At 64.5% G+C, this 6,085-nt stretch carries 8 protein-coding genes, 1 tRNA gene and 1 pseudogene; 6 read left to right on the top strand and 4 right to left on the bottom strand.

Annotation, left to right across the window (positions count from 1 at the left end; genetic code table 11):
• A partial coding sequence (locus tag F604_RS13115; RefSeq protein ID WP_019551281.1) for a hypothetical protein occupies nucleotides 1–261 on the top strand: 261 nt, incomplete at its 5' end.
• A gap of 4 nt (nucleotides 262–265) precedes the next feature.
• Here the strand turns inward: F604_RS13115 and F604_RS0108485 are convergent.
• Nucleotides 266–664, bottom strand: a pseudogene (locus F604_RS0108485) (ABC transporter permease); the annotation flags it as partial.
• A complete protein-coding gene (locus F604_RS0108480; protein WP_019551279.1) occupies nucleotides 661–1,380 on the bottom strand; it encodes an ATP-binding cassette domain-containing protein in 720 nt (239 codons plus the stop codon). The pseudogene F604_RS0108485 and the gene F604_RS0108480, both read right to left, overlap by 4 nt.
• A 55-nt stretch (nucleotides 1,381–1,435) precedes the next feature.
• On the opposite strand from F604_RS0108480, the gene F604_RS0108475 reads away from it, so the two are divergent.
• Nucleotides 1,436–1,720, top strand: coding sequence for a hypothetical protein (locus tag F604_RS0108475; RefSeq protein WP_015718332.1), 285 nt, complete (start codon nucleotides 1,436–1,438; stop codon nucleotides 1,718–1,720).
• Here F604_RS0108475 and F604_RS0108470 read toward each other — a convergent pair.
• A complete protein-coding gene (locus F604_RS0108470) occupies nucleotides 1,717–2,280 on the bottom strand; it encodes a cob(I)yrinic acid a,c-diamide adenosyltransferase (RefSeq protein WP_026329084.1) in 564 nt (187 codons plus the stop codon). The two genes, F604_RS0108475 and F604_RS0108470, sit on opposite strands and share 4 nt — an antisense overlap.
• Nucleotides 2,281–2,336: 56 nt before the next feature.
• A tRNA-Arg gene (locus F604_RS0108465) sits at nucleotides 2,337–2,413 on the bottom strand.
• 53 nt (nucleotides 2,414–2,466) lie between these two features.
• On the opposite strand from F604_RS0108465, the gene F604_RS0108460 reads away from it, so the two are divergent.
• The 4 genes from F604_RS0108460 (at nucleotide 2,467) to F604_RS0108445 (ending at nucleotide 6,018) form a co-directional block, all read left to right on the top strand.
• The gene (locus F604_RS0108460) at nucleotides 2,467–2,694 is read left to right on the top strand and encodes a hypothetical protein (protein WP_126248438.1); all 228 of its coding nucleotides are present in this window, start codon (nucleotides 2,467–2,469) and stop codon (nucleotides 2,692–2,694) included.
• Between the two features lie 159 nt (nucleotides 2,695–2,853).
• On the top strand, nucleotides 2,854–3,966 hold the full coding sequence (proB, locus tag F604_RS0108455; RefSeq protein ID WP_026329082.1) for a glutamate 5-kinase: 1,113 nt from the start codon (nucleotides 2,854–2,856) through the stop codon (nucleotides 3,964–3,966).
• Nucleotides 3,954–5,225, top strand: coding sequence for a glutamate-5-semialdehyde dehydrogenase (locus tag F604_RS0108450; RefSeq protein ID WP_019551277.1), 1,272 nt, complete (start codon nucleotides 3,954–3,956; stop codon nucleotides 5,223–5,225). Before proB ends, F604_RS0108450 begins: the two co-directional genes overlap by 13 nt.
• On the top strand, nucleotides 5,212–6,018 hold the full coding sequence (locus F604_RS0108445; RefSeq protein WP_081624243.1) for a YhjD/YihY/BrkB family envelope integrity protein: 807 nt from the start codon (nucleotides 5,212–5,214) through the stop codon (nucleotides 6,016–6,018). The genes F604_RS0108450 and F604_RS0108445 overlap by 14 nt, the downstream gene beginning before the upstream one ends.
• Nucleotides 6,019–6,085: the final 67 nt, after the last annotated feature.

Raw genomic sequence — 6,085 nt, 5'->3', positions numbered from 1 at the left:
ACCTTCCAGGTGCGGGGGCTTGCCCGGATCCGGAAGGTGGTGGCGGTTTTGCTGGGGCTGGCGGTGTTCCTTTGGGAAGTTGAGCGGTTGGGGGATCCGTTCAAGGGGTTTCTTTTGCAGCTCGGGGGCAAGCTGGGGCTGCCCAGCGAGAGGGATGGTCCGTACCTGCTCCTGAGGGGCCTGGTTCGCCTGCTCAACTATGAAGTCACCCAAGAACTCTTGAAGCAGGCTAAGGGAGGGCGAGGAAGGAGTTTTGGGTAAAGCCCTGCTTAAGGGCTTGCAGGGCCCCTTGCACCTTGCTCACCGCCACCTGCCCCTCCGTGAGCCCCCCTGCCAGGCGGCCATAGACCCGGTACACCCCCTGCTCGTAGCGGACGCCCACGGGATACTTCCCCTCCCGCACGGCTCCCTCGGGGTCGGGGTGGGCTTTGGGGGAGAGTCCGGCCTGCTCCAGGGCGCGGAGGGCTTCTTCGGGCAGGTTCAGGACCGCCACCTCCTGCTTCCTCTCCTGGGCGCCCTGCAGGAGCCTTTGGAGGACCAGGCTGGGCCCGAACATGAAAATGGGCATGAGCAGCACAGGAAGGATCAGGGTGGAGAAGACCAGCTTGCGATCGCGGAAGACCTGTACCAGCTCCTTCCAGAAGATGCGGTAGATATCCCTCATGCGGCCTCCTTCACCCTGCGCACGAACGCTTCCTCTAGGCTTCCCTCCCCCAGGGCCAGGGCTTCCTCCTTGCTTCCCTCATAGACCAGCCGGCCCTGGTGCAAAAAGCTCACCCGGTCCGCCACCTCCTCCGCCTCGCTCATCACGTGGGTGGAGTAGATGATGGCGTTGCCCAGCTGGCGGTAGGCCTTGACGAAGTTCAAAAGAGCTCTTCGGGCGAACACGTCCAGCCCCGCCGTGGCCTCGTCCAGTAGGAGAACGGGGGGGCGGTGGAGGATGGCGCGGGCGATGACCACCTTCTGGCGCATGCCGGTGGACATCTCCAGGACCCTTCGGTCCAGGGTCTCTTCCATTTGCAAAAGACCTGTTACCCAGTCCAGGGCCTCCTGGAAGGCCTGCCCCTCGAGGCCGTAAAACCCGGCGAAAAACCGCAGGACCTCCCGCCCGGTAAGGCGGTCGTAAACCCGCATGCCCCCGTTTACTAAGCCCAGGCGCCGCCGCACCTCTAGGGGCTCTCGGGCCACGTCAAATCCAGCCACCTTGGCCCTGCCCTTCGTGGGCCGAATGAGGGTGGAGAGGATGCGCAAGGTGGTGGTCTTTCCTGCCCCGTTGGGGCCCAGTAGGGCATAGACCTCCCCGGGGGACACCTGGAAGGTTAGGTCCTGCACCGCCCGGCGTTGGCCGTATTCTTTGCTAAGGTTGGCGACTTCAATCATATATCTATTTGATATCACGCTACCCTGTCCAGGTCAAGGGCCATAATGGAGTTGCATGAAGGCCATGACCTTCTGGGTCAAGCCGCAAAGCTCCATTGAGGCCCTGCCCGAGGCCAAAGACCTGGTGCAGGACCTCTTGGAGCTCTTTTACGAGTACTTCCCGGAGTACGAGGGTTGCTTGGGCTTTTCCCAGTCCCCGAGAAGGCCCCGCTACCTTTTTCTTTACATGGAGGGTCCTTGCGGAGGGCTTCTGCCCAGCGCCACCCAGTTTTTAAAGGACCTTTTAGAAACTGCCTTTCCCCAGGCCGAGGTCCGGGTCTACGGCAAGCCCTGGCCCTAACGCCTTTTCTTCACCAGCCACTCCTCCTCCCGCACTCCCTCCCGGGCGTTCACCACCCGGGCTAAGACGAAGAGGAGGTCGGAAAGGCGGTTCAGGTAGCGGATAACCTCCGGGTTCACCGGCTCCTCCCGGCTTAGGGCCACCACCTTGCGCTCCGCCCGGCGCACCACGGTGCGGGCAAGGTGGAGGGCGGCTGCCGCCGGGTGCCCTCCGGGGAGGACGAAGCCCCGGAAGGGAGGGCTTTCCTCCTGGTAGCGGTCAATGGCCTTCTCCAGGCCCTCCACGTCCTCGGCGTCCATGCGGGCGATGTTCTTCTCGTAAGGGCTCCCCATGCGGGTGGCCAGGTCGGCCCCCAGGTCAAAGAGGGCGTTTTGCACCCTCTCCAGAAGCTCGTGGAGGTCCGGGTGCCCCTTTGGGAGGAGGCTTCGGGCGAGGCCGATGGCGCTGTTGGCCTCGTCCACGGTGCCGTAAGCCTCCACCCTGGGATGGGCCTTTGCCACCCGCTCGGCCCCATAGAGGCCAGTCTCCCCTGCGTCCCCGGTCTTGGTGTAGATCTTCATGGCCCCATTGTAGGGCCTGACCGAAAAAAACATTCCCCGGGTTTCCCCGGGGGTTTTGGCGGGCCCGAGAGGATTCGAACCCCTGACCTGCTGATCCGTAGTCAGCCGCTCTATCCAACTGAGCTACGGGCCCAAGCCGACCTTCAAGGTAGCATGGGAAAGCCCCCCTTGTCAATAATGGGGTTGGTGCGGGATAAGCGTCTGGAAGCTTATCTTCTCCATCTTCTTCGGGAGCCCAGGACCCTCGCTGCTTTCCCGCCAGGGAAACAACTAAAGGACCTCCACACCCAGCTTCAATCCCTCCGCCCCGGGCTCAGGAAGGCCACCCTTTTCGCCCTCCTGGTGCGGCTCAGGCGGGAGGGAAAGGTGGCCTTTCGCCAGGGACGCTTCGTAGCAGGGAAAGCTGAGGATTGAAACGTTTAGTCCGTTGGTCCGTTGGAAGGCTGGATTCCAAAGGTACCTCCAGGAACCGGATCCTCCGGGGCAAACCGCGCTTCCCCTGCTCAGCGTCAGAGGCTCAGGGTGGTGCGGGCGCCATCCGCGGCTGCGTGGGGGATGCTATCCTGGGCCTTAATGCGGCCGGGACTCGAGGCCAAGCGGCTGGTCCTCAAGGTGGGAAGCGCCGTGTTGGCGGGGCCCCAAGGGTTAGAGCAGGGGGTGATGCAGGAGATTGCCCGCCAGGTCCTGGCCCTGCGCCAGGAGGGGCGGGAGGTGGTTCTGGTTTCCTCGGGGGCGGTGGCGGCGGGGATGGCGGCCTTGGGCCTGCCCCGCCCCCAGGACATGCCCACCAAGCAGGCCCTGGCCGCCATCGGCCAGCCTCTTCTCATGGCCTATTGGCGGGAAGCCTTCACCCCTACCCCGGTGGCCCAGGTGCTCCTCACCGCCGAGGATCTGGCGAGCCGCGGGCGCTACCTGAACGCCAAGGCCACCCTGCAGGCCCTTTTGCGCCTGAAGGCGGTTCCCATCATCAACGAGAACGATACGGTGGCCTTCCAGGAGATCCGCTTCGGGGACAACGACCAGCTTTCCGCCCGGGTGGCGGCCCTGGTGGAGGCGGGGCTTTTGCTCCTCCTTTCCGACGTGGACGCCCTTTATGAGGATGACCCCAAGAAGAACCCCAGCGCCCGCCCCATCCCGGAAGTGGAGCGGGTGGAGGCCGTGCTGGCCCATGCTGGGGAGGGAAATCCCCTGGGAAGCGGGGGGATGCGCTCCAAGCTCCTTGCCGCCCGCATCGCCGGAAGGGTGGGGATACCCACCCTCCTTCTCCCGGGAAGAAGGCCCGGGGTGATCCTCGAGGCTCTGGCAGGAGCTCCCTTGGGTACGTACTTCCACGCCAGAAGGCGGTACCGGGGCCAAAGGGCCTGGCTTTACAGCCTCCTTCGGCCCAAGGGGGAGCTGGTGCTGGACGCCGGGGCGGTGAGGGCTCTAAGGGAGAAGGGGGCAAGCCTCTTGCCTGCCGGTATCAAGGCGGTGCGGGGGCGGTTCGGTCGGGGAGAGGCGGTGCGCCTCCTCACCGAGGCAGGGGAAGAGGTGGGGGTGGGCCTGGCCAACTACGCCGCCGAGGAGATTGAGCGCATCAAGGGGCACAAAAGCGCCGAGATCGAGGCTTTACTGGGCTATCGCTACACGGAGGAGGTGGTCCACCGGGACCACCTGGCGTTGAAGGAGGAGGCATGGGGGAGTTAGCTGCTTCCCAAAGGGAACATCTTGAGAAAACGCTGAGAGAACTGGCGGAAGGAGCCAGGGCCCGGCTTCCCGAGATCGCCAAGGGGAACCGGGACGGGGCTCTGCTGGCCATGGCCCGCCTTTTGGAGGAAGCCTGGCCGGAGGTGCTAAAGGCCAACCAAGAGGACCTCAAGGAGGCGGAGGAGGCGGGGCTATCCCGGGCCAAGCTGGACCGCCTGGCCCTCAAGGACAAGGACCTTAGGAGCCTCGCCGAGGGTCTTCGTCAGATTGCCGCTCTCCCGGATCCCTTGGGGAGGATCGAGGGGCTTAGCAAGAGGCCAAACGGCCTTAGGGTGGGAAGGATGCGGATCCCCTTGGGCCTCATCGGCTTCATCTACGAGGCCCGGCCCGGGGCCACGGTGGAGGCGGTTTCCGTGGCCTTGAAGGCGGGAAACGCCATGCTCCTCAGGGGAGGGAAGGAGGCTTTCCGCTCCAACCAGGCCCTGGTTTCCCTGTGGCACCGGGCCTTGGGGGAGGCCGGGCTTCCTGTGGAGGCGGTGAGCCTGGTGCCCACCACCGAGCGAGAGGCCATCCTGGCCATGTGCCGCCTGGAGCTATTGGACCTCCTCATCCCCCGGGGTGGGGAGGAGCTCATCCGTCTGGTGCAACGGGAGGCCCGGGTGCCGGTCCTGGCCCACGCCAAGGGGGTGAATCACCTCTACGTGGACGAGAGGGCGGACCTGGATATGGCTCTCCGCCTGGCCATTAACGGCAAGACCCAGCGGCCTGCCGTGTGCAATGCCCTCGAGGCCGTCCTGGTGCACGAGAGGGTGGCCGAGGTCTTTCTTCCCATGCTGGAAAAGGCCATGCGGGAAAGGGGTGTGGAGCTCAGGGCCTGCCCCAAAGCCCTTCCCCTCCTGAAGGAAGCGGTGCCCGCCCGGGAGGAGGAGTGGGACCAGGAGTATTTGGACCTAATCCTAAGGGTGAAGGTGGTCTCAGGTTTGGAGGATGCCTTGGTCCATATCGCCCGCTATGGCTCCCGGCACACCGAGGCCATCTGTACGGAAGACCCCCATGCGGCCTGGCGGTTTCTGGAGGAGGTGGACGCCAGTTTGGTCCTCTGGAATGCCTCCACCCGCTTCAACGATGGTTTCCAGCTGGGCCTGGGGGCGGAGATCGGCATCAGCACCTCCAAGCTCCACGCCTACGGCCCCATGGGGCCCATGGAGCTCACCACCACCAAATGGGTGGCCCTGGGGGAAGGGCATGAGCGGGAGTAGCGCTTCAGGCGTGCTACGGAAGGCCTTTCGCCTTTACACCCAGGCCCACGTGCCCTTCTTCGCTGCTGCCCTAGCCTACTACGCTCTTCTTTCCCTCATGCCCCTTCTCTTTCTCCTGGTGGGGGTCTTTGGCCTTTTCCTCTCGGGAAGCGAGGCCCTGAGAGAGGGTTTTTTGGGGGGAGTGAAGGCCTTGGCCGAGGGTCTTTTCCCGGCCCGGCCTGAGCTGGCTCAGGACCTACTCCGCTTCCTCACCCGGGGGGCTTTCCCCCTCACCCTGGTGAGCGCCCTCTTCCTCCTTTGGTCGGGAAGCAATTTCTTCGCCGCCCTGAGCTACGCCCTGGGGCTCATCTTTGGCCGCCCCCTGGGTTTTCGCCACCGCCTTTTGGGCCTCCTCATGTCGATGGTCTTGGGCCTGGCCCTCATCCTCCTGGCCCTTTTGGGCCTGGCCCTGGGGTTTCTCCTCCGCTTCCTCCCCCCGGAGTGGCGGGGGGCCTTGGGGCCCCTGGAGGCTTTTTTACCCCTATTCCTGGCCTTTTTGCTCTTTCTTTTCACCTACGCCTTTTTCCGCGGCCTTAAAGGGTTTCGCCACCTGGTGCCCTTGAGCGTGGGGGCAGGGGTGGCAGCCCTTCTCTTCGAGGGGGTGCGGCTTGGACTTCCCAAGCTCCTTCCCCGCTCCCAGTACGAGCTCCTCTACGGACCCCTGGCGGGGTTTGTCCTGGCGCTACTCGGCCTATATCTCGTGCTTTGGGTCTTCCTCCTGGGGGCGGTGGTGGCGAGGGCGATGGAGGACTAGGGCGCCCCACGCTTTTTTGCCGGGTTGCAGTATCATGTTCCCATGAGTCCGGCCAGGCTAATCCCCT

The sequence above is a fragment of the Thermus scotoductus DSM 8553 genome (assembly GCF_000381045.1).
GTDB classification, from domain to species: Bacteria; Deinococcota; Deinococci; order Deinococcales; family Thermaceae; genus Thermus; species Thermus scotoductus.
This window is presented reverse-complemented; position numbering and strand designations above follow the sequence as displayed.